Source organism: Rania fehmarnensis (assembly GCF_056494185.1).
The window spans coordinates 7,071,179-7,096,926 of sequence record NZ_CM151398.1 but is presented as its reverse complement, the minus strand read 5'-3'; the positions used below and the strand labels follow the sequence as shown (position 1 = coordinate 7,096,926).

At 55.5% G+C, this 25,748-nt stretch carries 21 protein-coding genes; 8 read left to right on the top strand and 13 right to left on the bottom strand.

Annotated elements, in window-relative coordinates:
- Window positions 1-17: 17 nt before the first annotated feature.
- The 8 genes from cyoE to SH573x_RS24060 all read right to left on the bottom strand — a co-directional run bounded on the left by cyoE (window position 18) and on the right by SH573x_RS24060 (window position 8,867).
- Window positions 18-947 (bottom strand): heme o synthase, encoded by a 930-nt coding sequence (gene cyoE / locus SH573x_RS24095; protein WP_479350499.1) that lies wholly within the window; start codon window positions 945-947, stop codon window positions 18-20.
- Window positions 926-1,948 (bottom strand): COX15/CtaA family protein, encoded by a 1,023-nt coding sequence (locus tag SH573x_RS24090; protein WP_479350498.1) that lies wholly within the window; start codon window positions 1,946-1,948, stop codon window positions 926-928. The genes cyoE and SH573x_RS24090 overlap by 22 nt, the downstream gene beginning before the upstream one ends.
- Complete coding sequence (locus SH573x_RS24085) at window positions 1,948-3,768, bottom strand: cytochrome c oxidase subunit I (protein WP_479350496.1); 1,821 nt, start codon at window positions 3,766-3,768, stop codon at window positions 1,948-1,950. Before SH573x_RS24085 ends, SH573x_RS24090 begins: the two co-directional genes overlap by 1 nt.
- A 15-nt stretch (window positions 3,769-3,783) precedes the next feature.
- Window positions 3,784-4,689 (bottom strand): cytochrome c oxidase subunit II, encoded by a 906-nt coding sequence (locus SH573x_RS24080; protein ID WP_479350494.1) that lies wholly within the window; start codon window positions 4,687-4,689, stop codon window positions 3,784-3,786.
- 14 nt (window positions 4,690-4,703) lie between these two features.
- On the bottom strand, window positions 4,704-6,002 hold the full coding sequence (locus tag SH573x_RS24075) for a cytochrome c (protein ID WP_479350492.1): 1,299 nt from the start codon (window positions 6,000-6,002) through the stop codon (window positions 4,704-4,706).
- A gap of 172 nt (window positions 6,003-6,174) precedes the next feature.
- On the bottom strand, window positions 6,175-7,260 hold the full coding sequence (locus SH573x_RS24070; RefSeq protein WP_479350490.1) for a CPBP family intramembrane glutamic endopeptidase: 1,086 nt from the start codon (window positions 7,258-7,260) through the stop codon (window positions 6,175-6,177).
- Window positions 7,261-7,306: 46 nt separating this feature from the next.
- Window positions 7,307-8,353, bottom strand: a complete 1,047-nt coding sequence (locus SH573x_RS24065; RefSeq protein WP_479350489.1) for a glycosyltransferase — start codon at window positions 8,351-8,353, stop codon at window positions 7,307-7,309.
- Between the two features lie 31 nt (window positions 8,354-8,384).
- Window positions 8,385-8,867 (bottom strand): low molecular weight protein-tyrosine-phosphatase, encoded by a 483-nt coding sequence (locus tag SH573x_RS24060; protein ID WP_479350488.1) that lies wholly within the window; start codon window positions 8,865-8,867, stop codon window positions 8,385-8,387.
- Window positions 8,868-9,050: 183 nt separating this feature from the next.
- Between SH573x_RS24060 and SH573x_RS24055 the strand changes: the two genes are divergently transcribed.
- The 5 genes from SH573x_RS24055 to SH573x_RS24035 all read left to right on the top strand — a co-directional run bounded on the left by SH573x_RS24055 (window position 9,051) and on the right by SH573x_RS24035 (window position 15,231).
- Window positions 9,051-9,386, top strand: coding sequence for a hypothetical protein (locus SH573x_RS24055; protein ID WP_479350487.1), 336 nt, complete (start codon window positions 9,051-9,053; stop codon window positions 9,384-9,386).
- A 594-nt stretch (window positions 9,387-9,980) separates the two neighbouring features.
- Window positions 9,981-10,643, top strand: coding sequence for a sigma-70 family RNA polymerase sigma factor (locus SH573x_RS24050; RefSeq protein ID WP_479350486.1), 663 nt, complete (start codon window positions 9,981-9,983; stop codon window positions 10,641-10,643).
- 4 nt (window positions 10,644-10,647) lie between these two features.
- Entirely contained in the window at window positions 10,648-12,393 is a 1,746-nt protein-coding gene (locus SH573x_RS24045) for a serine/threonine-protein kinase (protein WP_479350485.1), read from the top strand.
- Between the two features lie 90 nt (window positions 12,394-12,483).
- Window positions 12,484-14,130 (top strand): NfeD family protein, encoded by a 1,647-nt coding sequence (locus SH573x_RS24040; RefSeq protein WP_479350483.1) that lies wholly within the window; start codon window positions 12,484-12,486, stop codon window positions 14,128-14,130.
- A 177-nt stretch (window positions 14,131-14,307) separates the two neighbouring features.
- On the top strand, window positions 14,308-15,231 hold the full coding sequence (locus SH573x_RS24035; protein WP_479350481.1) for a hypothetical protein: 924 nt from the start codon (window positions 14,308-14,310) through the stop codon (window positions 15,229-15,231).
- Here SH573x_RS24035 and SH573x_RS24030 read toward each other — a convergent pair.
- The 4 genes from SH573x_RS24030 to SH573x_RS24015 all read right to left on the bottom strand — a co-directional run bounded on the left by SH573x_RS24030 (window position 15,216) and on the right by SH573x_RS24015 (window position 20,010).
- Window positions 15,216-15,806 carry an HAD family hydrolase gene (locus tag SH573x_RS24030; RefSeq protein ID WP_479356799.1) on the bottom strand — a complete coding sequence of 197 codons (591 nt, stop codon included), beginning with the start codon at window positions 15,804-15,806 and terminating at the stop codon, window positions 15,216-15,218. The two genes, SH573x_RS24035 and SH573x_RS24030, sit on opposite strands and share 16 nt — an antisense overlap.
- 95 nt (window positions 15,807-15,901) lie before the next feature.
- Window positions 15,902-17,365 (bottom strand): DUF1501 domain-containing protein, encoded by a 1,464-nt coding sequence (locus SH573x_RS24025; RefSeq protein ID WP_479350479.1) that lies wholly within the window; start codon window positions 17,363-17,365, stop codon window positions 15,902-15,904.
- Between the two features lie 170 nt (window positions 17,366-17,535).
- Entirely contained in the window at window positions 17,536-18,687 is a 1,152-nt protein-coding gene (locus SH573x_RS24020; protein ID WP_479350478.1) for an aminotransferase class I/II-fold pyridoxal phosphate-dependent enzyme, read from the bottom strand.
- Window positions 18,688-18,696: 9 nt separating this feature from the next.
- Window positions 18,697-20,010 (bottom strand): hypothetical protein, encoded by a 1,314-nt coding sequence (locus tag SH573x_RS24015; protein WP_479350476.1) that lies wholly within the window; start codon window positions 20,008-20,010, stop codon window positions 18,697-18,699.
- A 245-nt stretch (window positions 20,011-20,255) separates the two neighbouring features.
- Here SH573x_RS24015 and SH573x_RS24010 point away from each other — a divergent pair, with 245 nt between their 5' ends.
- From SH573x_RS24010 to SH573x_RS24000, 3 genes are all read left to right on the top strand, one after another.
- On the top strand, window positions 20,256-21,431 hold the full coding sequence (locus tag SH573x_RS24010) for a pyridoxal-phosphate-dependent aminotransferase family protein (protein ID WP_479350474.1): 1,176 nt from the start codon (window positions 20,256-20,258) through the stop codon (window positions 21,429-21,431).
- 155 nt (window positions 21,432-21,586) lie between these two features.
- The gene (locus SH573x_RS24005; protein ID WP_479350473.1) at window positions 21,587-23,044 is read left to right on the top strand and encodes an FAD-linked oxidase C-terminal domain-containing protein; all 1,458 of its coding nucleotides are present in this window, start codon (window positions 21,587-21,589) and stop codon (window positions 23,042-23,044) included.
- Window positions 23,045-23,082: 38 nt separating this feature from the next.
- Window positions 23,083-24,192, top strand: a complete 1,110-nt coding sequence (locus SH573x_RS24000; protein ID WP_479350471.1) for an FAD-binding protein — start codon at window positions 23,083-23,085, stop codon at window positions 24,190-24,192.
- A 234-nt stretch (window positions 24,193-24,426) separates the two neighbouring features.
- Here the strand turns inward: SH573x_RS24000 and SH573x_RS23995 are convergent, their stop codons facing one another.
- Entirely contained in the window at window positions 24,427-25,731 is a 1,305-nt protein-coding gene (locus tag SH573x_RS23995) for a DUF4013 domain-containing protein (RefSeq protein WP_479350469.1), read from the bottom strand.
- Window positions 25,732-25,748 lie beyond the last annotated feature (17 nt).

Genomic DNA, 25,748 nt, shown 5'->3' with positions numbered 1-25,748 from the left:
AGTTTAATTTGAGATGACTATCCAAACAGGCGTGCCAGCAGGATTACCAGCATCATCAGTGGCAAATGCATCAGGCTCACACGCAACATGCGGCGGGCCGTTTGCGCATTCTGATTGCGACTGAATTGGATCGATGATTGCAACATCCATCCCGAGACAGCCAGACCCAGGCAGCACAGAATGGCTCGCCCAATATCCAGTGGCGGTAGTGCCGCCACTGTTAGCGGCATCAGAATCGTCGAACCAATAATCGCATGCAGCGACGCGCCCAGACCACTTGGATCGGTAACCGTTATCATTTTGTAACCGGCCGATGCATACTGTTCGCGGTACAGCCAGGCAATCGACATAAAGTGTGGCAACTGCCAGGCAATGAGAATTCCCAGAAGTGCCCACGCGCGTGGATCCAGCAGACTGCCACCGGCGGCTGTCCAACCCATCCATACCGGCAGCGCGCCCGGCAACGTACCGATCAACGTGTTGGACCAGTGACGCAGCTTCAGTGGCGTGTAAACAGCTACATACAAAAACCAGGTTGCCAGTCCGCAATACATGGTTGGCAAGTTGACCAGGTAACCCAAGATCAGCGAACCGGCAATCACCATCACCCAGCCCATCCAAGCAGCTTGGCTGGCGGCGACTCGTCCTGTCGGCAGTGGTCGGCGACTGGTTCGCTGCATAACTGCGTCGCGGTCACGCTCAATCCATTGATTGAGCACGCTGGCACTGGCGGCAGTTAGCGTAGTGCCCAAACAGGTCCAGAGCACGACCCAGGCATCGAGCGTCAGGCCGGTGGCGACCATAGCCATAATGGCCGTGAGCAGAATCATGACCAAGATGCGCGGCTTGGTCAGTTCGATGTAGTATGCGACCCGGCTGGAGGTGCGAGCAGGCATCGTCCCCAGCGCGCTAGCCGCACTTTGCCCTACGCTATTTGTCTTTTCCACTGCCATGTACTTTCAGGCCGAGATTGTATCGCCGCACTCAAGGCTCGCGTCCGCCAAGCTGCAACTGCTGCGATGGTTGAAAAACAGATGATAAGTGAACCAGTGGCCACGTGAGCCGTGACTATGATGCTTTCGAAATATCCCCGAGCCTGGATCGTATAACGCGCCAGTTCATCCGGCGCTCCTGCCCAAGGCGACTGATAGTTTACCAGCCAAGTGCCAATTCCTAAAGCGACTTGAACCAGGACCAGGAGCACCAGGCCCGTGGCAGCTCGTCGCGTCGGCGGCGCCGCCAAAGGAGTGGCGGACCACCACAGCACAAAAGTCAGCAACACAATTAATCCAGCCATGGTCAAATGCAGATGCACAAAGCTGGTGAAATACTGAGGCGAAGCATTGCCCGTAATGTGCCGCAACTGGGCCCCCACCGTTAATTGCATGAAACTGGTCACTGCCATTAATGTGGCAATCCAGCGGGCCAGGCCGCCGGTGTTCCAATAGCGGTTTTCGTGGGTGTAATACCAGAACTTTGACGTCACCACAGCCGTGGCCGTCGCCATGGCGAAAAACAGCGAAGCCGTGCAACCATGAATCAACGCTAAAGTACGAGCATCTAAGCGCACCCGCATGCCACCCAGCACTCCTTGGCCAATGATGGCCAGCAGCACTAGCAAGGTCCACCAACGGAACCATGTGCGTTGGTCAAAGATCCAGGCTGATACGACCAGTCCGATCGTTATGAGGCCCGCTACTGTTCCCAACAAGCGATGGCTGTGCTCAGCCAAAAGATCAAACGGACCAAATAGCCAGGTTTGCGGCGGATACAAAAACATGTTGTATCCGTAAGTGGTTGGCCAATCGGGCACAGCCATACCGGCATCATACGTAGTTACCAGCGAACCGACCCATATCAGCGGAAACACTGACAGCACCAACGCCAAAGCGAACAGATGAACGGTGCGCGAATAACCGGCTGGTCGGTAGTCGGGATAGACGGGCATTAGTGGGATGCCTCCCCGGCCGGACCGCTAGGACGTTCCGTTTGTGGTCGAAAATCGCGATCGCCCGCAGTGGGATCACCATACTCATAAGGGCCGCGATAAACAATCGGTTGGAAGTCGAAGTTGCCGTGTCCCGGAGGACTCGGTGCAGCCCATTCCAGCGTATTGGAGTTCCAGGGATTGCGACCAACTCGCTTGCCCCAAAACAGGCAAGTCAAAAAATTGAGGGCAAAAATCAACTGGGCCGCCATCGACGCAAAAGCACAAATCGAAATGAATTGATTCAGTGGCTGCATGTCAGCAAACAGCTCGAAGTGATACGGGTCAGCATAACGTCGCGGCATGTTACCCGCTCCCAGCAAGTGCATGGGGAAGAAGGTGCCGTTGATGAAGATGAAGGTCAAAGCAAAATGCACTTTGCCCCAAAACTCGTTCATCATGCGTCCAAACATCTTGGGGTACCAGAAGTAAATACCACCAAAGATCGCCATCGTGGCCGCGCCTACTAGCACATAGTGAAAGTGGGCCACGATGTAATACGTGTCGTGAATTACGATATCAACCGGCGTGGAGGCCATTAGAATGCCACTTAAGCCGCCAATAATGAACATCGATACAAAACCTAATCCAAACAGGAGCGGTGTGGTCATCTGTATGCGACCACCCCAAAGCGTACCCAACCAGTTAAAGACCTTAACCGCACTGGGAATGGCAATCATCACTGTGGCTGCAGCAAAGGTAATGCCCAGCACGGGACTCATACCGGAGGTGTACATGTGGTGGCCCCACACGATAAAGCCCAAGCCGGCAATGACGCACAGCGCCATCACCATCGGCCGATATCCAAACAGCGGTTTGCGCGAGAAGGTCGACAATATATCGCTGACCATGCCCATGGCAGGCAGAATCATGATGTAAACAGCTGGGTGCGAGTAGAACCAGAACAAGTGTTGCCACAGCAGTGGCTGGCCACCTCCGGATACAGCGGCTGAGTTATTGGCCGACGCCAGTTCAGGCAAATAGAAGCCTGTGCCCAACAATCGGTCGGTCATCTGCATAATGGCTCCGGCTGTCAACACCGGCAGAGCAAAGGCTTGCAGAATGGCCGTGATGAATAGACCCCAAACCGTCATCGGCAGCCGCATCATGGTCATGCCCGGTGCCCGCATCTGAATGATGGTCGTCAAGTAATTGACCGAACCCATCATCGAAGCAATCCCCACGCAGGCCACTCCACCGAGCCACAACGTTTGGGCCATGCCACTACCCGGCGATGATTCGGTCAGAATCGAAAGCGGGGGATACGAGGTCCAACCTGCGCCTGCACCGTAGGGTGGCACAAAGAAGCTGAACCCAATCAGCATGAACGCAGGCCACATCATCCAATACGAAAACATGTTCAGGGTCGGAAAGGCCATATCCTCGGCCCCAATCATCAACGGGATGAGATAGTTACCGAAGGCTGCGGTCAGAATCGGAATGATCACAAAGAATATCATCACCGTCGCATGCTGAGTAACTAGCGACGTATAGAACTCGGGTGATATTTGCCCGCCTTCGCCACTGAAGAGCATCGGTCCCACGATCGGCATGTTTTGCCAAGGCCAGGCCAATTGCCAGCGAATTGCCATCGCCAACATGCCGCCCACGAAAAACCATATCAGTGTCGAAAACAGAAACTGCAGCCCGATGATCTTGTGATCAGTGGAAAAGATGTACGAGCGCAGGAAATGCACAAAACCGCTGCCGGAGTGCGACGCAGAACTGCTCCACTCCACTTTGGTATCGACTGCCTGGTTGCCGGGTACGGTTGCACTCATATTGTTTCGCCTGCTTTATTCAATTCGGCCGATAGTGTCAGTGGCCGCCATGGCTGGTTGTTCGGCTGGCGAGACGCTTTTCTCACTTGGCGCACCGCGATCGTAACTGCGCTCAAACTGGACTTGTCGCAAGTGTTCGAGATAGGCCGCAAACTGTTCAGGTGTTTCGACGACGAAGCGGCCCTTCATCTTGTAGTGGCCCCACCCGCATAACTCGGTGCAGACAATTTCATAGTTGCCAGGCTTGTTGGCCTGGAACCACACAATCTGCCGGGTACCAGGGATCATGTCGTTCTTAAGTCGCAAGGCCGGAATGAAGAAACTGTGCAACACATCTGCCGCTTTGAGCGATCCGACCATCCGCTGTTCCAGGGGCGCGTGTAGTTCGTTGACTTCACCCAAAATGTCGTCGGCTGTATCGAGCAACTTATCTGCGCCCGCGTAACGAATACGCCATTCGAACTGTCGACCGACCACTTCGAAACTTGGAGGCTCGGGCTGATCATCGACAGTTCCCAGCTGACCATCGGGACCAGGCAACATGGGGCGATTAATCTTTACATCGGCATAGACTTTGAATTGATAGACAGCCAAGACGATCAGAATGACCGCCGGTATGACCGTCCACCAGATTTCCAAGCGATGATTGCCATGCACAAACTTGGCCTTCTCTGGATTGGTAGCCGCGTCGTATTTCCAGATAAACCAAAAGAGCGCTAGACTGGTGCCAATGAAAACGATGCCGATCAGGGCCAAAATAATATCGTGCAGGTGATCGATTTCGTTGGCCAGTGGATTGATGTTCTCAGGGAACCACATGGCCAATGGGCCGCTAGTGGCGAACATGCCCATCAAGAACATGGCCGTACCCAGCACTGGCACTAGCAGAAACAGGATGCCCCAAACTTTACCCATGCTCATCGCTGGTGTGCCTCTTACGGTTTTTCACGAGTGAAAGGGGGCACGCCAACCGCTGCGTGGCTGATGTGTTCGTATGGCAAGCTGAGCACGTAATTGACTACGTCCCACACTTCCGATTCGGTCAGACCCAGTGGGTTATTAGACTTCATCGCCGCCGCGGGCATGGTCGTGCCATCGATGCCCAACACGATGCGCATGTAGATATCGATCGGTTGGCTGCCGCCGCGATACATGCCGCTGCGCAAATTGCGCGGCACGATATTGCGCGGCTTGAGAGCCCCCAGCTTTAAATAAGGTGCTAACTGTTCGCGGTTCTTGGGATCGAGATTGAGCGTCTGCATCCAATCCTTGGTCCAAATATCAAAATCGTTTTTGGCCCCATCACCTAGAGCCGTGTTGCCATGGCAGGTGCCACAGTTAGCTACGTTACCGTGAAATATGCGGCGACCATTCGCAATCGATTCCAGCAGTTGCTCTTGCGCCTCGCGCGAACCGTCTTGATCGCGAGTGGCTAGCGGAAAGTCTTCATCGGGTGCTTCGACTACCAATGCTTGATCGGCGGCTTTGTCCCAGCTTTCAGCCACGTTAACGACTGTTTCGTCAATGGTTTCCAGCTGGGATTCAAATTCGTCAGGGTCCTTCTCTCTCAGCCCACGATCATAAAAGTGTTCGCCTTCGCCGAACTCGACGTCTTTGGCTTGGAAGAGCAGGCGTCGTTCGACTTCGCCCCGAATCGACAAGTAGATGACGTAATCGGTCAGGCAGTCCAATTCTTCCGGCTTGAGCAATCGGAACGAGGGCATGCTGGTGCCCATAATACCTTCTTTGAGAATGCGTTGCAGATCCTCCCGAGTTGGCTTACGTCCCACCGGCGTCGACTTGAATTTGAAGATCCCAAGTCGGAAGTCGCGCGGGTAAGGATTCAAAAACGAAGCGGTCGGTCCTAACCCATTACCGGTGGTTCCATGGCAATGCACACAGTGCTCGCGATAGAGTCCGAAGTGTTTATCCTTCTCGTCGCTACGCACAGCGCCGGCGGCCCGCTGGAGATTCTCCAAGGAAACCAGCGCGGCTAGATGATCTTCGGCCAACATGGCCGGTGGAAGCTTGGGATTATCGGGAGTGCCGAAGTAATCGGTCAACAGATTCGAGACTTCATTGACTGCGACATCGAAATTCTCGAGTTGGTCTTTCTCGGCCAGCACTTTGGCATGCAGATGATTGGGCTGAAATTCAGCCACCGGCACTTCGCAGCCCGCCAAATAGAGTGCGCACAGCGGGACGATCGCACTTAAGACTATTTTTCGACTCACCAGTTCGCTCGCATCAAGGGTTGGCACAAGTGCCCACTGGCCCACCTTGGGCGGCCGCAGGCAACTATATAGTGAACCAGCCCAGCCCCAAGCTCGCAACGCGAAATGCAGTGGGGCAAATTGTCGCCACCGCAAATACCTCGATCGCGACGGGCCGCTGTCCGCGAAGAAACTACTTGACTGATTCCATCAGCAATCCTAATCCAACGCCGCCCATCGAGAAGGCGTTCAGAGCAAAGTGCAGCACAAAGCTTGGCCAAATGGAATGCGTAGCTCGGTAGAGCAATCCGAGCACAATTCCCAAAACAATTAGCGGGACGAAACTCACTCCGTAGTCATAATGGGCCAGGCCAAACAGGGTGCCAGCCACAAAGACCGGCCAGATAGGTGGTTTGAGATCAGCTGGCAGGGCTAAGGGGCCTACTGGTTCCAGCGTCGCCAGTGGCATGGTTAACCCGGACGCGTAGGGATTGGGGTCGGGGGCGATCAGCAGCGGAGGCTGGTCGCTCATAACTTCAGCTTCAATCACATCTGCGTGGGCTTCGGTCATGACCGAGCGGCTTTGCTCTCGATTGGCGCCCAGCAGCCACCACAAACTGCCCAGCGTAAAAGGAATCGATTGCAGCCAACCCTGCAGCAAGACTCGAAACAGAAACTCTTCCACCAGCGGGGCGGCTACAACAGCGCAAAAGACCGCCAGCAAATAGGAACTGAGCGTGCCATCTTCAGTCAACTTGTTAATCAATGGGTGATCATACTCGCGGCCAAACGCCAGGCTGACGCCCGCCATGATCAATAATACAATCGGCAGCCACATCGTAGCGGCTCCCATACCCAGGGCGATCCGTTGCCAAAGTCGGAGCAGCGAGAAGCCAATGTGGTCCAGTGTCGCCGAATAACGCAGCAGCAACCAGCCCATGGTCATCACCATTGCGGCCAGCAAAGTGAGCGAACCAACAGCCATCGCCGTGAGCGTATCAGTCTCTTGGTCTTTCAATTGACTTAGTTTGATTCCATTGGCATCGGCCCAGATCTTGAAGCCGATCACTTGCGAGGAGAGCACTAAGAAGCCTGTGAGCACCAGGTCGAGCAGTCCCCAGCTACGAGGGCGCCAGGGCTCGACTACTAAAACTGGTTTGCCACCCACCCAGCGCACGACCGCCCAGATCCACATCGACAGGCAGCCGGCCAGTAGGGCGACCACCAGCAGCGAAAACAGCGTGAGCAGCAAAGCCAATCCAGGATTGGCCTGCAGCATTTCGGGCGTCAGCTCAACGTCGCTTTTAATGATCGGTCACTCAATTCTAAGAAACTCCGCCCAAAACCTCGAGCAGTTTGGGCGCGTTGGCTTCGACGCTGAACTGCTGGGCAACCAATTGTCTTCCTTGTTCGCCCATCTGCTGTCGCAATTGTGACGAAGATAGGAGCTTTCGGAAAGCCTCAAGCCATTGTTCGGTGTTGGCAGCCGCAAAGCCAACGCGATTTCCGGCCAAGATATCTGCATTGACGCCGATGGGCGAAGCAACTGCGGGAATCTGTAGCGCAAGATACTGGATCAGCTTGGTGGCCGCTTTATATCGCATCCACTCGCGGTCCGGTGGCAGAGGCATGATGCCGATGTCCATCTGGCTGAGATGTTCTAGCTCTTTATCTGGATGCCAGGGCTCGAATCGCACGTTGACGCCACTCAAGTCGAGTTGCTTGAGATGTTGGTCGTGGTTGGCAATGACCAATAGCTGGTAGTTGATTTCTTTGGCCAGGCAGCGAAGAGCTTCAGCACATTGGGAAATGAAGGCCGCATTGGGTGCCGTACCGATCCAGCCGATGGTAGCTGGTGATTGGGCGGCGATGCCAGCACGTGGTGCCAAGGGCAACGTGTAGCGCTGCAAACTGACCGAGGTGGGGATCAACGTAAAGTTGGATGTGTGTTGACTTACATACTGACTGATCGAGGGAGTGGCGGTCACCACATGATCACTCATCGCGATCAGTTGTGGAATTTTATTGGGGAATTCCAGAAAGATACCGTCGTCGACATCCAACACTAAGCGCCGGGTCGCGGCACGAAAGCGGCGGTCCATGTTGAGGGTGGCTTCGTGATAGACGCCGCGTTCCAAGTAGATGCAGTCGGGTTGAAAGAAGCGCGCGCGTAGCAACTGTTGCCAGCGGTTAATCCGCTTGATCAGCGTGCTGACTCGCCAACCAATCTGCGGCCAATAATCGTAGACCGAGGGTTGGCTGGTCCACACCCGCACGTCATGGCCCTGAGCGCGAAGATACGGCACCATGGCTTGGAATCGAAAACGGGTCGAAGGCACGTTGGCCCCAAGCGTCACCATCCCGATGCGCATGCTTGGCCTCTAGTATGAGAGCCGCCAGCCATCAACCGACCTTGGCTCGACTGATCGATACCAGGCGATCCAATAGTGGTGGGCAAGCTTGTTCGAGCATATCTAGTACATTTTGAAAACCTTCCGATCCACCGTGATAAGGGTCCGGAACATCGCGCGGTGCGTCGGCGGGCAGAAATTCAGAAAGCAAATGTAGTTTGGTACTCGGTTCCCCAAAGACGGTGGCCAGCTCGCGATAGTTATTGCGATCCATGGCAATGATCAAATCGAAACGAGCATAATCGCGCCCCGTGGCCTGCCGAGAGCGGCTGGTTAGTTCGAAGCCGCGCGCGGCAGCGGCCATACGCATACGCCGGTCGGCAGGCTCGCCGATATGAAAACTGCTGGTCCCCGCCGAATCGACCTGAATCTCATCGTCTAAACCGCGTTTTTGGATCAGATCTTGCATTACACCTTCGGCAGCTGGTGATCGACAGATGTTGCCGAGGCAAACAAACAAAACAGATGCTGGCATAGTAATGGGCTGGTACTGGAATCAGTTTGGCGCAAGAGTTCGAACGCCGAGCAAAAAAGTTGTAGCATTTGCCGGCAATAGTGAATCTTGGCCTAGATTTTTATACCAAAGTCAGTTAGTAGTTAAGGGTTGTGGGAATCTACAGTTCCCTATCCGGGTGTTTGACGTGGAGGACAATCCGGCATGCGCACGAATTTCGCAGTAGGTGATCGGGTAATCTACACTCGCGATAAGTATAGCAATAGACCCGGGCCACGTGCCAAAAACGTCTCTCCGACCGTCCACGGCGAAACCTACGCATATCAAGTCGATAAGTTCTGGGTGGTTTCCGCTTTCACTCCCGACGGTTCTATCGTCCTACGCACACGTCGCGGCAAGCAGCATACCATTGCAGCTAACGACCCCCGCTTGCGCAAAGCTCGCTGGTGGGAAAAGTTGCTCTACTCAGGCCGCTTTCCAGACGCGAATCCGACCCTCTCCCTGCCAGCCGGCGAAGTCTCCAACGCCAAAGCTGGCTAGAATCGTCACCTCTCCCGCGCAGCGGGGGAGGTCGCAGACGAGGCGTTAGCCGATGTCTGCGGGAGGGGGCACAGCACTAGGCAAGACTCCCGCGGTACTAACCACCTGCACTTCCAAAGACCCCTCCCGAATCTCGCACGGCTCGATTCGACCTCCCCAAGGCGAAGCCTTGGGGAGGTGACAGACGAGGCGTTTAGCCTTCGTCTGCGGGAGGGGGCATAGCACTAGGCTAGACTTTTGCGGTACTAACCACCTGCACTTCCAAAGACCCCTCCCGAATCTCGCTAAGGCTCGATTCGACCTCCCCAAGGCGAAGCCTTGGAGAGGTGACTGTCACCTCCCCTGCGCAGCGGGGGAGGTCGCAGACGAGGCGTTCAGCCTTCGTCTGCGGGAGGGGGCATAGCACTAGGCTAGACTTTTGCTGTACTAACCACCTGCACTTCCAAAGACCCCTCCCGAATCTCGCACGGCTCGATTCGACCTCCCCAAGGCGAAGCCTTGGAGAGGTGACTGTCGGCAGATTTAGCGACACGCACTTGGCAGGCCGGCTATAATAAAGGGTGTGAAGCAAACTTTTGTAGCCAAAGTGGGTGCATGTCTAAATCGATCTGGCCTGATGCCGAAAATACGACAGATCTGTTACGCGAAGCCAAGGACGGTGATAGCGACGCTGTCGAGCGGCTGTTGACGCGACATCGCGAGTCGCTGCATCGCATGATCCAGTTGCGATTGGATCAACGTATTAAACGTCGCGTCGACGTGAGCGATGTCGTTCAGGATGTGCTGATCGAAGCCAACCGACGGTTGAAAGATTACCTGCAGAATCCGGTGATGGCTTTCCATTTGTGGATTCGGCAAATTGCCAAAGATCGGCTGATCGATGCCCATCGCCGCCATCGCGTATCAGCCAAACGCTCGATTGACCGCGAGCAGTCGATGCAGGTCTCGGGCAATGTCGACCAGTCATCGCTGGATATCGTTGGACAGTTGTGCGATCCAGGCATGACCCCGGCGGCAGCTGCTACGCAGCGCGAACTGGCAGTGCATGTCGAAGGCGCGATTGCCCGGCTGGGAGATACCGATCGAGATATCATCTTGATGCGGCACTACGAGCAATTGAGCAATGGTGAAATTGCTGCCGCGCTGGGACTGACCGAGCCGGCGGCCAGCATGCGTTACTTGCGGGCCATCCGCCGCTTGCGCGAAATTCTGGACGCCGATGCGGCTGCTTCGCAATCGGGTTCCGAAGGGGGCTGAAGCTGTGACCGCTCCCGAAGTACAGGCCAAGCACGCGCACGATCCTCTTGCAATAACTACTTCATTGCCGCCCAGTGATGACAGCGAAGTCAGCGATGATGCTCTGGAACAACAGCTAGCTGAGATTGTTACCGCACAGCTCGATCAAATGCAACGAGGTAAGTCGCTCGACCTGAACCAGCTGATTGCCCAGCACCCCGAACTCGAAACGCATTTGAAAGAGGTGTGGCCCGCATTGATGTTGGCCGATGTCGCGGGCTTTAATGCCAGCGATGAAATTAAACAAGGCAGTTCACGCGGCTCTCACGGCAACGTGATCCTGGGAAGCGATCAGACGCCGCAAGCCCTGCCCTGCCGGATGGGCGACTACGAATTGCAAGAGCAGATCGGCCGCGGCGGAATGGGAGTGGTCTTCCGAGCTCGACAAATTAGCTTGGGACGATTGGTCGCCGTCAAGATGATTCAGCGCGATCGCCTGACCTCGGCACATGAGCACGATCGCTTTTTGGCTGAAGCTCGAGCCACTGCCAGTTTGGATCATCCGGGCATCGTGCCGCTGTACGAAGTTGGTGATTTCGAAGGTCATCCTTACTTCAGCATGCAACTGATCACTGGTCAAACCCTGGCCGAGCGCTTGGCCGACGGCCCTTTGCCGCAACGCGAGGCCGCCAAAGTTATCGCCAATGTCGCCCGCGCCATCGATCATGCCCACCAACAAGGCATTTTGCATCGCGATATCAAGCCTTCGAACATCATCATCGGCGCCGATGGTCGGCCATTGGTAACCGACTTTGGTTTGGCCAAGTTTATTGATGCGAACACGTCGCTAACGCATACCGGCGCGATCGTTGGCACGCCATCGTACATGTCACCTGAGCAAGCAGCTGGTCGCGGCGCCTCCAGCGGCCCGGCTTCGGATATCTATTCGCTAGGTACAGTCCTCTATCATACGCTCACGGGACGGCCACCCTTTATTGCGACCTCTCCGATTGAGATGGCGCTGAAGATCATCGAACACGATCCTCCTCTATTGCGTTTGCTCGATCCATCGATCGATCGCGATTTGGAGATGATTGTCATTCGCTGTCTGCAGAAGCCGCCCGACTTGCGATACGCCTCTGCCGGCGCGCTGGCTGATGATTTGGAATCGTTCACGCGCGATGAACCTGTCGCGGCGCGTGGTGGAACCTTTTCCGATATTGTCGGGCGTTGGTTTCGCGAGACGCACCATGCATCGGTGCTGGAAAACTGGGGCGTACTGTGGATGTGGCACAGCGTGGTGCTACTAGTGGCATGTATCCTGACGCAATCCCTGGCTTGGGCGCACGTCGAGAATCGTTTGTATTATGCCGCCTTGTGGACGATCGGCTTGGGTGCCTGGGCGGCCGTCTTTTGGGCCATGCGCCGCCAGGTAGGCCCCGTTACTTTCGTCGAGCGACAAATCGCACACGTGTGGGGCGCCAGCCTGGTAGCGATCGGCATGTTATGGCCTTTGGAATGGTGGCTGGAACTGAAGCCACTGACGCTCTCGCCGCTTCTGGGTGTGATTACGGGCATGGTCTTCATGATCAAAGCCGGAATTCTGACCGGCGCCTTCTATGTGCAAGCGGCCTGCTTGTTCCTGACCAGCGTGGCCATGGCAGTCTTTCCCCAAGTTGCGCATATCATTTTCGGAGTCGTAGCCGCTACTTGCTTTTTGGTGCCTGGCCTTAAATATTATCGTTTGAGAAATGCGCTCGAGCGCGGCTAGAATCAAGGACTCGTTTGCCCTTTCTGCCTTTGAGCCAACAGCCATTAAGCCCCAACCATTAAGCCAAGTCCCATTACGGTGTAGCTAGAGATGAATATCGCCTTGCGCTTCTTGATCATCTGGTGGCTTGCAGGTTGTGCCTGTGTCAGCGGACAAGATCCGAGTATTCCACTCGAATCCGCAGCCCAGAATCTAACACCGGCCGTTGATGAGCCCACTCCCGATACCAACACATCCGAGGACAAAGTTGAAGACAAAGTTGAAGACAAAGTTGAAGACAAAGTTGAAGATAAAGTTGAAGATAAAGTTCCCGCTCGAGCCCAGATAGATCCGCTGCTGGTTCGGCCCTATAAGCATGCCATGGTGATCGATGTCAATGGGCCCATTTTCGGAGCCTTGCGCGCGTATTTGACCAATCGCTTGGAGCAGGCTCAGCGCAAGAACATCGATTTGATTATCTTTCGCATTACCAGTCCCGGAGGCGATTTGGATGATTCTGAAGCCCTGGCCACGATGATCAGTCAAGTCGATTGGGCCACGACCATCGCTTTCATTCCCGAAGAAGCATATAGCGGTGCAGCTATTCTGTCGCTGGGCGCGGATCGCATCTTCATGGAGCCTCGCGCTCTGTTGGGTGACGCGGGCCCAATGTTCGTCGATAAAGGTGCGTTTCGCTTTGTCGAACCGAAATTGATGAGCAAGATCGCGGCTGAAGTCCGACAGATAGCTGAGAGCAATGATCGCCCCGGCGCCCTGGCTGAAGCGATGGTCGATCACAAACTGGTCATCTACGAAGCCACCGAAAAGGTCACAGGTAAATTCGAGTACCTGACGTCCCATCAAATTGCACAGCCCAATATCGCGGCCCTTTACAACATCGGACCCGCCGTACCTGAAACCGGGCAAGAGCGATTCTTGACCGTCAGCGGGACACGTGCAGTTGAATTGCAGCTGGCCGAAGCTACGTTCGGCTCGGAACAAGAACTATTAAAGGCGCTCAAGTTTGATCAGATCAGTTATACGCAACGTAACTGGGTGGATAGCACAGTCTTCATTTTGAATCGTCCCTTTGTGACTGGTCTGTTGCTGCTGATTGGACTGATCGGACTGTACGTTGAGATGACTGTACCCGGCATCAGCGTGGCCGGTTTGTTATCGCTGTTCTGTTTTGGCATTTTCTTCTGGAGTCATGCACTCGGCGGAACCAGCGGTTGGCTGGAAGTAATGTTGTTTGCCTTAGGGGTGAGCACACTGGCGATCGAGATCTTTATCTTGCCGGGTACCGGGATCTTTGGATTGACCGGCGTGGGTTTGATCGTGTTATCGCTGGTGATGGCCAGCCAAGACTTTGTGTTTCCGCAAACCAGCGTTCAGTGGGAAACGATGGGCCGTAACTTGTTGGTGGTCGTGGGTACCTTGGCTTTGGTGGGCATTGCGTTTATTGTTCAAGTCATGGTCTTTGACTGGATACCCGGCATGGGCAAGTTGCGTTTGCAAACCCCCGATGGTTTGGGCACGCCCGAAGCGGAGAGCCTGGCTGCCTTAACCGCCAGCATGACGTTTTCGCCCGAGCTCGGCCGGCGTGGTGTAGCCGATTCTGTTCTGCGACCGGCGGGTAAAGTGCGTTTTGACAATCATATTGTCGACGTTGTGACCGAGGGGGACTTCCTCGATCCAGGCACAGAAGTGCACGTGATCAAGCGCGAAGGCAATCGCATTATCGTACGTCGCGTTTGAGCAAAGCGCGCCGCAAAATGCGCTAGCGCTCTGTCTGATGTTGCGAGCGAGTGTTGCACAATGCTGCATTCTGCGATGGAAATTCCATGCAATCACCGCTGGTATGGCAATTGCAAATAGCTCAGCTGCCTATTCCGCTTGCCTCGCGCTTCCAACTATCTCGGATTCGAGGATCCTATGCAGCGCAAGAATTTACTCATCTGGTCGGGACTCTGCTTTGCCTGGTTCAGTGTTCCACTGCTCGATGCCAAAGATCCATCGACGTCAGCCAAGTCGTTAGCGAAAACGGAACGCTCGTCGGAACGTATCAAGTTAGAACGCGCGGTGGATTTGTTCACCGCCATGGACTCTGGCGAAATCGAAGCTGAGTTGATTGCTCCTTCGGCACGACAGATCTACTTGCGCGTGACGAACAAGACTTCCGATTTGCTCACGATCAACTTGCCCAAGACCTTTGGTGGTGTGCCGATCTTGGCACAGTTCCAACCCAATGGTGGACCCGGGATGGGACAGCCCTGGGGTGGCGGACCAGGTGGTCAAGGACAACTTGGTCAGTTTGGACAACTCGGTCAAGGTGGAGCTGGTGGTGGAGGCGGCAGTCAAGGTTTGGGCGGCGGCTTTGGACAAGGTCAAGTCGGCAATCAAGCCGGAGGCAACCAGTTTGGTAATCAGCTGGGCAATCAATTTGGTAACCAGCCCGGCAATCAATTGGGACGAGGATTCTTTCGAGTGCTTCCCGGTCGCGTGGGCAAAGTAAGCGCTCAGACCGTATGCTTGGAACATGGCAAGCCAGATCCCAACTCGAAGCGCAAGTACCAAATCGTACCCTTGGAAAAGATGCCTCAGGCCGATGCCAGGATTGTCGAAGTCTGCCAACTACTAGGTAATCGGCTAATCTCACAAAACGTTGCCCAAGCAGCGGCCTGGCACGTAACTGACGGATTATCTTGGGACGAACTGGCCGCCAAGAATCGTTCGGAATCCCAGTACACGGGTAACGTCAAATTCTTTACGGCCAGCGAACTCGATTCCGCCAGGTTATTACTTGAGCAGATGGAGCAGGTCGCCCAGCAATCGATCAGGAGCTATGCTAGTCGATGACTTCGAACATCGATGGCATCCATCCCGGCAGCCTCAGCCGCGGCCAAACCTAGATCGGCATCTTCATATACCAGGCAGTCGTTCGGCGCGACGTTCATGCGCCGGGCGGCTTCCAGGAATACGTCCGGAAACGGTTTGTGTCGCGTGGTATCTTCTGCCGACACAATCGTATCAAACCAATCCGCGCAGCCGATGGCTTCGAGTTGACGTAGGATGATGCTCCGAAATCCACCGCTGGCGACGGCCATTGGCAGCTTGCCGCGATAGTGCGCGGCGACTTCCAAAATGACATCGATGGGTTCGAGCATATGGATCAACTCCAAGAAGGCGGCTTCTTTTTCATCGGCGGCCACACTGGCATTGATGGTCACGCCCTGTTCTTGAGCGAGTTGTTCAATAATGCGGTCGGTAGGCACTCCGGCCAGGGCATAGAATCGCGACTCGGGAAAATCGATCCCATAGCGGCGCATGGTGCGATCCCAAGCGAGGAAGTGGACGGGCATGGAATCGGTCAGTGTGCCATCACAATCGAAAATAATGGCAGCATAGTTTCGCGCAGGAAAATGAGGCTTCATCAACGTTGTTTACCTAAGGCACTGTTGTGCCATATCACTATGTTTGGTTTCCCAACCGGTTTTATTTCACTCTGTAAGTGGATGCGCCCGCGAGCCTAGCTCCAAAGTCCCAACACAGGCTGGCCGCCTTCGACGATCTGGGTCGGTCGTGACTCTGCATTAAGGACGCGCATCTCGTGATCGATGCCTAGGGCATGATAGACGGTGGCTGCTAGATCTTCCGGGGTCACGACATTTTCGACTGGATAGGCTGCGTCTTTATCCGAGCGACCATAGGTCTTACCGCCGGGGATGCCACCGCCGGCAATCAAAGTCGAAAATAGTGTGCTCCAGTGATCGCGTCCCCACTCCGCATTGGCCTTGGGCGTGCGGCCCATTTCACCGGTGGCAATGACGATCGTTTCGTCCAGCAATCCGCGCTGGGCCAAGTCAGTGATCAGTGCGGAATAGGCTTGATCAAATGTCGGCAGCAAGCTCTTCTTGACATCGTCGCTATTGCGATGCGAGTCCCAACTGTACCCATCAACACAGTCATAGTGGACAGTTACAAAACGCACTCCGGCTTCGATCAAGCGGCGAGCCATCAAGGCTGATTGGCCAAATAAATGGCGACCATACAGGTCGCGCACCGCCTCGGTCTCGCCGCGAATATCCAGAGCTTGGCGAGCAGCTGAAGAAGTAACGAGCGAGTAGGCGCGTTGGCGAAAGGCATCAAAGGGCGCTGGAGCGTCGCTGGTTTCGATCCGCGCCCGGGCGGCGTTGAGTTGTTCTAGCAGTGAGTGGCGCGCGTGCAATCGATCCAGCGTAATGCCATCTTGACCAGCCATGCCGGATATTGCAAACGTCAGTTCCGTATCCGAACAATTGCGCCAGTAAGGATTGTCTTGCAGATCGCGTTTATCGACTTTGGTTGTCAGTGGATTGTAACGCTGGCCTAGCCAACCAGCATGTTCGCCCGGCCGCGGATATTGACCGGCTTCTTGCAGGCGACCTAGCGAATTGGGGACGACCATATACGAAGGGATGGCTCGCGAAAGACCAACGGCCTGTTGGTCGTGGTACTCAACGATTGATCCCATCGAAGGCCAGTCTTTGGGAGTGGGAGCAAAGCCGCCTCCAATTGGCACGTGCCACCGTCGACCAGTTTGGATGTAATGAGCTCCGCCGCTGTGATCATTGAATGAATGCGACATCGTGCGCACCACGCAGAAGCGATCGGAGATATTCGCAGTGCGTGGTAAGTGTTCGCTGATCAATAGTCCGGGAGTGCGCGAACCGATTGGCCGAAAGGGGCCGCGGATTTTTTCGGGCGCCTCCGGCTTCATATCGAAGGTTTCAAGCTGGCTGGGACCACCAAAGAGCAACAAGAAGATGACCGACTTGGCCTTGGGAGGAATGCGCATCAAGGTTTGTGGCTGGGCGGCAACTTGCGCCCGCGCTTCGGCTGCCAGTAGGCCGGGCAAAGACAACCCCAACATCCCGACGCCACCTGCCCGCAGGACCTCACGCCGCGAGACCCCATCACAAACGCGATGACTGGATCCAATAATGCTCAGCATATCCCGCCACCCCTTCTAGTCAAAATGCCGACAGCCGTTGCGCACTGGCGATGCGCGTGGCAATTCTGAATCGTGTTTTGCACCATGTTCAGTAGGACACTTATCGTACTACAAAACACGATCGGCCGCTTTCTCGGTTCACTGGAGTCATCTGTTAAATGTGCGGCTGGCTATAAAAGACATTTCAGTAGACATGAAATCTGTTGGTCGGTGTGTAGAGCAGAGAGGCTGATTCTTAGGCGGGCGGTGCCGGGGGGGACGGTGGGTGGACGAATGGCCGGTACGTAACAGCCGGACCCTTTCAGCCGATCTCGCCACTTGAGGGCTTGGCTCGAATCACCCACGATGATCGGGATGATGGGCGAATGACCATCAGGGACTGGCCAGCCTTGCTGCAACTCGGCGCGCAACTGCTTCGAAAGCTGAGTTACTCGCGCTCGCTGCGGGTCGAGCTGGCCCATGATCTCAACTGCCGCGATCGTAGCCGCTACCACCGGCGGTGCGATGGCAGTGCTATAAATATAACTGCGACAATGATTGACCAAAAATTCGATGAATTCCCGCGATCCAACCACAAAGCCACCGCAGGTGCCCAGCGCTTTGCTGAGCGTTCCCAGTTTACCCAACCAGCGATGATGCAGCTCTAGAGCGTGTCCAAGTCCTCGACCTTGCGGACCCAATACGCCGGTCGCGTGCGCTTCATCGACCAGCATGCCGACATCATAGTGCTCGCATAGTTGTGTCAATTCCACCAAGGGCGCCTCATCGCCATCCATGCTGTAAATCGACTCGCATACCAGCAACGCGCGTTGATACCGATGGCGCTCGGAGTGAAGAATCGTCCGGACTGCCTCTATATCATTGTGCGGGAATACTCGCTTGTGGGCTCGACTCAGCCGGCAGCCATCGATCAGGCTGGCATGATTGAGTTGATCGCTGAGTACTAAGTCGTCGCTCCCGACCAGCGCGCTGATCACGCCTACATTCATCGCGAAGCCGCTGGTAAAGACGAGTGCTGCTTCCGCCTGTTGCCAGTGGGCCAATCGTCGTTCCAGTTCCGCCAGCGAAGTGCTGTATCCGGTCACCAGAGGACTGGCTCCCGCGCCCACTCCGCCAGCTGCCAGGCTGTGCGAAACCGCCCCGCTCAAGCGGGCATCGCGCCGCATGCCAAGATAGTCATTGGTCCCAAAGTTGATGAGCTCGCGGCCGTCGGCCTGTAGGATTTGAGTACTGGAGTGATCTACGTGCCAAGTTCGACGACGCAACGAGTCGCTTGCCAAGCGATTGGCAAGAGCGTGCCGAAAGTATTCTTGCCACTGCATGTAAGATGATTAGGAAGAAGGTGGTGTGGCTTTGGCTCGCTGCGCCTTGTACGCTTCGATTGCTTTGGCTCGACGATCAGGATCTTTCTTTGGGAATCCCACTGTGCGTTCTTGGATGCCCACTACATCTTCGATGACGATTGCTGGAAAGAGCGCATGCAAATCGAATCCAGCCAGTTTGCCACCAGCAGCCATGGCCATATCTCCAATTGTCTGCTGATACAAAAACTCGTTGCTGTCTGGGACAATCAGAGGCTGGGCATTCGGTGGTGGTTGGGCATCGACACGCACATCACCAAAAGACGAAGTCGGCAAGAACTCATCAACAATTTTCGAATTGCCAATGAATTTATCGATCAGCGGAAGATCGTCTGCATCACCAAAGTTGGAGAGGATCAAGAGAGAGCGCGCCATCAGGTCAGGTTCTAAATCGGCCTGGAGCGCTCTCCGGGCCATGTGGCTGCCTTCGGGAATGCGAAACAGCTTGGACCACACGAAAATCTCACCACAGTAAGCCACTGGAGCTCGGCGAAACCAGCCGCCAATCGTCTTGCGGGCCGCTGTCGTGGCGCCCGGAATGTTCATCAGGCGATCGAGAGCACCTTTTATACATTCCATGCGGATTGCTTCATGGATGTCTTGCAGTGGCTCGGCCAGTCGCTGCTCGGCAACCAAGAGCGCAATCAGATCTCCAGCGTTGGATTCTTCCAGGCCATTGCTCAAGTCATGCCGAATTTCCCCGCAGGTCTTGCCCACCACCGCGCGCAGTCGAGCTTGAGGATCTTCGGGCAATCCATCAAACAGGCCCTGAGGAACTGTGCCGCCATCGAGCGATTCAAGACATAGCGCCAGAATGCGTCGCCGCTCGAGCATCTTCAGGAAAAGTCGTTTGGCGGGCCGCGACGTCCCGGCCACCATCGAAAACGATTTCCATCCCGGCAAACCATAACTGGCTGTTGGATCGGGATCGCGTTTAAAACTCTTTGAGATACTCTCGAAACTGTCCTGCTCGATACGCTGGCGAATCGCCTGGGCCCGCTGTCCTATTTCGATATCTGTGCCGCGCTGCGCGGCGCTAAGGGCCAAGAGAGCCGGTTCGCCAAGTTCCAATAACTTGGCTGACGCTTGTTCGCGGTCTTGAAACTTCGTAGAGCCCAGTTGCTCGATCAGCTTCTGAATTTGCTCTTTGGTAGGCTGTGACGCTTCGTCGCTGAGTATGGCAGTCGTCGATTTATCCGCTGGCGGTGCGGCGGTCTGAGCTCGACCAGTAGCGATTGCTGCAAGCAGCACAATCAAGCTGGGCAATCCAATTCGCGGGCTCACTAGTTCGTCTCACATCAGTTGAAGGGCCGTGGCACTACTGTCCAATTGTAACAATCTGCCCGCCGCGTTGGGAGCAGAATCTTGGGGCGGACACCTACTTTGGCTTACGCTAGCGTGCTGTTGCCGGTATAAATTCTTACATTCACATACTCCCCTAGCTTTACTAGCTCGCCCCAAAACGCGATCGATGGTACCGCTTGTTAAACCGTCCAATAATCGACTACTGAGGGGCGGAGGAAACTTCTATGCAACTTGATCGTCCCCTAAACCCAACCGAACGCGTCCTGATGGGGCCTGGCCCGAGTACGGTGCCCCAACGGGTGCTGCGAGCCCTGGCAGCGCCGACGCTTGGTCACTTGGATCCGGAATACCTGGCCATCATGGATGAAACTCGCCAGATGTTGCGGCAGGTCTTTCAAACAAATAATGAAATGACATTGGCCATTTCCGGCACCGGCAGCGCCGGAATGGAAGCTGCCGTTTGCAACCTGGTCGAAACCGGTGACGAGATGATTGTCTGCGTCAATGGAGTGTTCGGCGGGCGCATGAAAGATGTGGCTCAACGCTTTGGCGCAGTGGTGCACACGGTCGAAGCACCCTGGGGACAAGGTATCGAACTGGAACAAATTGAGACCGCCCTGCAGGCGCATCCCAAAACCAAGATCGTGGGCATCGTGCATGCCGAGACCAGCACCGGGGAACATCAACCCCTAGAAGCGATTGCCAAACTCGTCCGCTCGTCCGGCCGATTGCTGGTTGTCGATGCGGTAACCAGTCTGGGTGGCATTGATATTCCAGTGGATAAGCTGGGCATCGATGTTTGTTACAGTGGAACTCAAAAATGTCTCAGTTGCCCACCGGGCCTGGCACCGATCACGTTTTCTTCCCGCGCCGTTGATGCGATCGATCGTCGCAAGAATAAGGTAACCAGTTGGTACTTGGATGTTTCGATGCTCCGCAGTTATTGGAGCAATGAACGCGTATACCATCACACCGCTCCGATCAACATGACCTATGCGCTGCGTGAAGCCTTGCAAATTGTTTTGGAAGAAGGGCTGACAGCCCGCATCGCGCGCCATTTGCGTCACCATCAAATGTTGCGCGCAGGCTTGGAAGCGATGGGCTTGGAGTTTATTCCTCAGCACTCGCTAACCACGCTCAATGCGGTCAAAATTCCCGCCGGCGTTGATGATGCTACCGTTCGCAAAGCACTGCTGAAAGAATTCAACATCGAGATCGGTGCAGGCTTGGGACCCTTCAAAGGCCAGGCCTGGCGGATCGGTCTGATGGGAGCAAGTTCCACAGAAGCCAATGTCACCTTGGTTCTCAGCGCGCTGGAAAAATTGCTCATCGAACAAAGTTACAAACTATCGCCTGGAGCGGGTTTATCCGCTGCCCATGCAGCCGTTGCCAAAGCGTAATTGGACATCGCTACATTTCACACTGAGTAGCCACCGTCGCCAGACGGTGGACTCGCTGGGTAGCTACCGTCGCCAGAGAGTGGACTCGGCGGCGAAATCCATCGCTTGGAAGCGTTGGCTACCACTGGATCATCACCAACTAAAAGTCAAGACTCATGAGTATCGACTACAACGCCTTTATGCAACTGTTGCGAGAGATCTTGCCCGATGAAGATCGCTTGCTGGAAGCTCCAGCTGCGTTGACGGCCTTTCAAAGTGATGGTCTGACTGCCTTCTCCGTGAAACCGAAAGCGATTGCAATTCCGGCCACCAGCGAAGACGTGGTTGCGATCATCAAGTTGTGCAACGACTTCAATGTGCCGTTTGTGGCGAGGGGCAGCGGTACCAGTTTGTCTGGTGGTTCGCTGCCGCATGCCGAAGGCATCGTCATCGCGCTCAATCGACTCGATCGCATATTGCGCATTGATTTGCCGGGACGATTGGCGGTTGTACAGCCTGGTGTGATCAATAACAAACTGACCAGCGCGGTGGCCCCAGCCGGATTGTATTACGCACCGGACCCTAGCAGTCAACAGGTTTGCACGCTCGGCGGTAACATTGCCTTCAACTCGGGCGGCGCGCATTGTCTGAAGTATGGCATGACCAGCAACCACGTCCTGTCCATGAAGATGGTGCTAGGCGATGGATCGGTCATCGATGTGGGCACCGAAGGCGGCGAGGCAGTCGGTCCCGACTTGTGTGGCTTGATGGTGGGCAGCGAAGGTTTACTGGGTATCGCTATCGAAATCACTGTGAAACTCATGCCCAAACCCGAGAGTTTTCATACAGTCTTGGCCGGCTACAAAGAACTGACAACAGCCGGTGAAGCGGTCGCCAGAATTATCGCTAGTGGCCTGCTGCCAGCTGCTTTGGAAATCATGGACGTGCTGAGCATGCGGGCAGCTAGCGCGGCGGTGGGTGCCAAATACCCCAGCAACGTGGAAGCTGTTTTGATTGTTGAATTAGATGGAACTGCGGAAGCTGTCGCCGCCGAGAAGATCAAACTGTCGGAACTGATCGCCGCTAGCGGTGCCAGTGAAGTTTGGGTCGCGCGCGATGCCGACGAACGAGCCACGATTTGGAAAGGACGCAAGAGTGTCTTCTCCGCAGTCGGTCGGCTCAGCCCAGACTTTATCGTACAAGATGGCGTGGTGCCACGTGGCAAGTTGGGCCATGCTCTCGAAGAGATTCAACGTCTCAGTCGAGCAGCTGATATAAAAGTGGCCAACGTGTTCCACGCAGGCGATGGCAATCTGCACCCGCTGATCATGTTCGACGGCCGCGAGCCGGGTGCATTGGAACGGGCTGAACACCTGGCGGCGCAGATCGTTCAACTGTGTATTGATCTCGGTGGCTCGATCACGGGCGAGCATGGCGTCGGTATGGAGAAACGTCAATTCCTCAGCGGTCAGTTTAGCGAAAACTCGATCGAGGCCATGAAAGCCCTACGGCTGGCCTGCGATCCGCTCGAGATCGCCAATCGAGGCAAGATGTTTCCTAGCGCCGAAGCACCGGCCCTTTCGCTTTACGGTGCGCATCCTCTGGAAACGGCTGGCATTGCCAGTCGCATGTAACTCCAGTTCTTTCACCCATCGTTGTGCTCGAGGTGCTTGTGTCCAACAGCGTGCGTCCCGAAAGTTTTCAACAAATCGTCGATGCTTGTGCATCGGCCCAACACGTTTTGCCCATGGGCGCTGGAACGAAGTCAGCCCTGCTGGCCAACGCCTCAGATTCGAGCAACCTTGCCTTAGATATGCGTGGCTTTGCGGGTATCGTCAGTTACGATCCTTCGGAGTTTTTGATCTCGGCCCGCGCCGGTACATCGATTGCCGAACTGAGCGAAGTATTGGCCAAACAAGGGCAATACTTGCCGTTTGACCCGGTGTATACCCAGCGAGGCGCGACGCTGGGTGGTTCCATCGCCAGCGGAATCAGCGGTCCCTGCCGCTTGCTATATGGATCACTGCGCGACTTTATGCTCGAAGTCCAACTATGCGATAGCGCCGGTCGGGAAGTGCGCGGTGGCGGCAAAGTGGTCAAGAATGCTGCCGGATTCGACTTGCCTAAACTCGTCGTGGGCAGTTATGGGCGCATGGGCGTGATCACCGAAGCCACCCTGAAAGTTTTTCCCAAGCCTGCAGGCTTCCAGACGATTCGAGTACCTGCGCCTAGCCTGCGCTCGGCGCTGGATATTGCTATGAAGCTGCTGGCCATGCCTCTGCCATTTGCGGCCTTGGAAATCGAAGCTCCATCGACGATTGTTTTGCGCTTGGCTGGACCCGTAGACTCACTAAGTGGAATGGCCAATCGTGTCTTGTCAAGTTTGCCTGCGCGTGGAACGGCCACGTGCGTCGAACCAGGACCTGACGAGGCGAGCCATTGGAGCGAGCGGGCTGAACTGAGTTGGAGCAATGACTCGGCTGCTTTGGTACGTGCCGCCGTCGTTCATCATCAATGCCTCGACCTATGGCAAGCTCTTTCGCAATGTGGCGATGCCTATCGATGTGTGCTCTCGTGCGGCGCGACCGTCGCATGGATCGCAACGCGATCCCTTGACGACCTGCCGGCCCTGGATGGGCTGCTCAGCCAGTTAAAACTGGCCGCAGTTGCCGTCCGTGGCCCCGAGACACTAACCCTACTGGGCGATCGACGTTGGGTCACACCCGCCACGCGCATCCAAGCCGCGTTGGACCCAGCCAAAAAGTGGTTGGCCTACGCATAGTCAAAGGGATCTGGCGAACAGTTAGTCCAGCTGTTAACTTTCGAATTGCAAAAAAGGGGCGTGCATGCATGCTTGTTCCTACTCCTACTCCTACTCCTACTCGAAAATTCTGCGAGTAGGAGTACGAGTAGGAGTACGAGTACGAGAGAACCCTTTGCAATTCAACAGTTAAAGCTGTACGATCTCGAAACGGTAGGTGGTCGCAGGGCCGCGCTAAAAAGACCTGCCCCTTTTTTAGCTGGCAACCGGTACGAGCACTGCGTGTTGAAAGTACATCACATAGATGCCTTGCCAGGCGATGAACTGGGCGATGTACAAGGCACCGACGTACGTTAGTGCGGCGGCTACGCATAACAATCTCGATGACCAACGCATCACAAAGTTGCGTGGCTTGGGGCGACGCGCGCCGTAACCCATCGCGGCTCCCAGCGCAATTTTGGCCGGGAACATCATCGATACGAAGAACAAACTTGGTAACCAGGTTAGTTGTTCTGGTGTGGCTTCGATACGCAGCAAGTAAAGCGGTATCGAGAGTGCAAAAAGAAAGATCAACGAGAATCCCATCGCCAACGGCGCATGACGGAATCGCTGTCGAACTTGTCGCAAGTTGAAGATCTCGCTGAAGCGATTGCGCTCGGCCATCAGGATTTGCAGGAACGGCAAATACAACATGACAAAGGTCAAACTGAGCGCACCGATCAAACCAACTAAACCGAGCAGTCCCGCCACTTTCACCTGTTCGGCTCGCAGGCCGATGATCATCAGCGACACCGGCACGACTAACCATATCAAAGCTCCGGTTGCAGCCCGCAGGCCTAACCACCAGAGTTTCACAAACTGCGTGCGCTGGAACAGCATCCACAAATCATCTGCGGCCTTGTTCCATGTCGAAGGTCTCCAGATCTGCTTGATGAATTTGATAGGTGCGGGCCATAGCAAATGCCACCATCTGCCACCGCGCATCGCGGCCCAGCTAATCCATGCCAACCACACAAAGGCGATGACAAACGCGCCGCCTCTCCAGGCAGCCGACTGTGCTGTCTCCGGCCGCAGCAACTGAACTGAGTAAGAAAGATCCGTTACCAATAGAACCGGTAACCACAACAGGGCGGCCCACATACCGAAGGTTGCCAGGCGACCGGCCAAGTGCAAGCCAGGCAGGGCGGTCGACCAACTGCGTCCTGCCGACAGATTGGCTGCCGCCCGCAACAAGTATCCCAGGCTGGCCAATTGAACGATGGGCACGGCAGCCACGATCGCCAGAAGGACCATCAAGCTGGCAAAGTTCCAAACATTTCCAGCCGACGTCGTTGGCCAATGCCACGCGAGCTTGTTCAGCCAGCTGCGATGCCGAGGAAGCGGCTGTTCCGCGGCGTTCAATACGTGGCTCGCGCCAGCTCCTTCGTCCACCAGCACAGCTTCTGTCGCAGGCAGCTCAGGCGGCGCGACCTGTGGCAGCACGACGGCCTCGACCGGCGATGACTGGTGACCATCAACAATTGGCGGATCAACAGCTGCATTGTGCGCTGTGGTCGGCATGATGGTCTCCGAAAGTT

Coding starts and splice junctions, on each gene's coding strand:
- SH573x_RS24040 (WP_479350483.1), top strand. CDS start 12,484: ATGAATATCGCCTTGCGCTTCTTGATCATCTGGTGGCTTGCAGGTTGT.
- SH573x_RS24070 (WP_479350490.1), bottom strand. CDS start 7,260: ATGCTGCAGGCCAATCCTGGATTGGCTTTGCTGCTCACGCTGTTTTCG.
- SH573x_RS24055 (WP_479350487.1), top strand. CDS start 9,051: ATGCGCACGAATTTCGCAGTAGGTGATCGGGTAATCTACACTCGCGAT.
- SH573x_RS24020 (WP_479350478.1), bottom strand. CDS start 18,687: ATGCAGTGGCAAGAATACTTTCGGCACGCTCTTGCCAATCGCTTGGCA.
- SH573x_RS24065 (WP_479350489.1), bottom strand. CDS start 8,353: ATGCGCATCGGGATGGTGACGCTTGGGGCCAACGTGCCTTCGACCCGT.
- SH573x_RS23995 (WP_479350469.1), bottom strand. CDS start 25,731: ATGCCGACCACAGCGCACAATGCAGCTGTTGATCCGCCAATTGTTGAT.
- SH573x_RS24060 (WP_479350488.1), bottom strand. CDS start 8,867: ATGCCAGCATCTGTTTTGTTTGTTTGCCTCGGCAACATCTGTCGATCA.
- SH573x_RS24090 (WP_479350498.1), bottom strand. CDS start 1,948: ATGCCCGTCTATCCCGACTACCGACCAGCCGGTTATTCGCGCACCGTT.
- SH573x_RS24025 (WP_479350479.1), bottom strand. CDS start 17,365: ATGCTGAGCATTATTGGATCCAGTCATCGCGTTTGTGATGGGGTCTCG.
- SH573x_RS24010 (WP_479350474.1), top strand. CDS start 20,256: ATGCAACTTGATCGTCCCCTAAACCCAACCGAACGCGTCCTGATGGGG.
- SH573x_RS24080 (WP_479350494.1), bottom strand. CDS start 4,689: ATGAGCATGGGTAAAGTTTGGGGCATCCTGTTTCTGCTAGTGCCAGTG.
- SH573x_RS24030 (WP_479356799.1), bottom strand. CDS start 15,806: ATGAAGCCTCATTTTCCTGCGCGAAACTATGCTGCCATTATTTTCGAT.
- SH573x_RS24050 (WP_479350486.1), top strand. CDS start 9,981: ATGTCTAAATCGATCTGGCCTGATGCCGAAAATACGACAGATCTGTTA.
- SH573x_RS24035 (WP_479350481.1), top strand. CDS start 14,308: ATGCAGCGCAAGAATTTACTCATCTGGTCGGGACTCTGCTTTGCCTGG.
- SH573x_RS24085 (WP_479350496.1), bottom strand. CDS start 3,768: ATGAGTGCAACCGTACCCGGCAACCAGGCAGTCGATACCAAAGTGGAG.
- SH573x_RS24005 (WP_479350473.1), top strand. CDS start 21,587: ATGAGTATCGACTACAACGCCTTTATGCAACTGTTGCGAGAGATCTTG.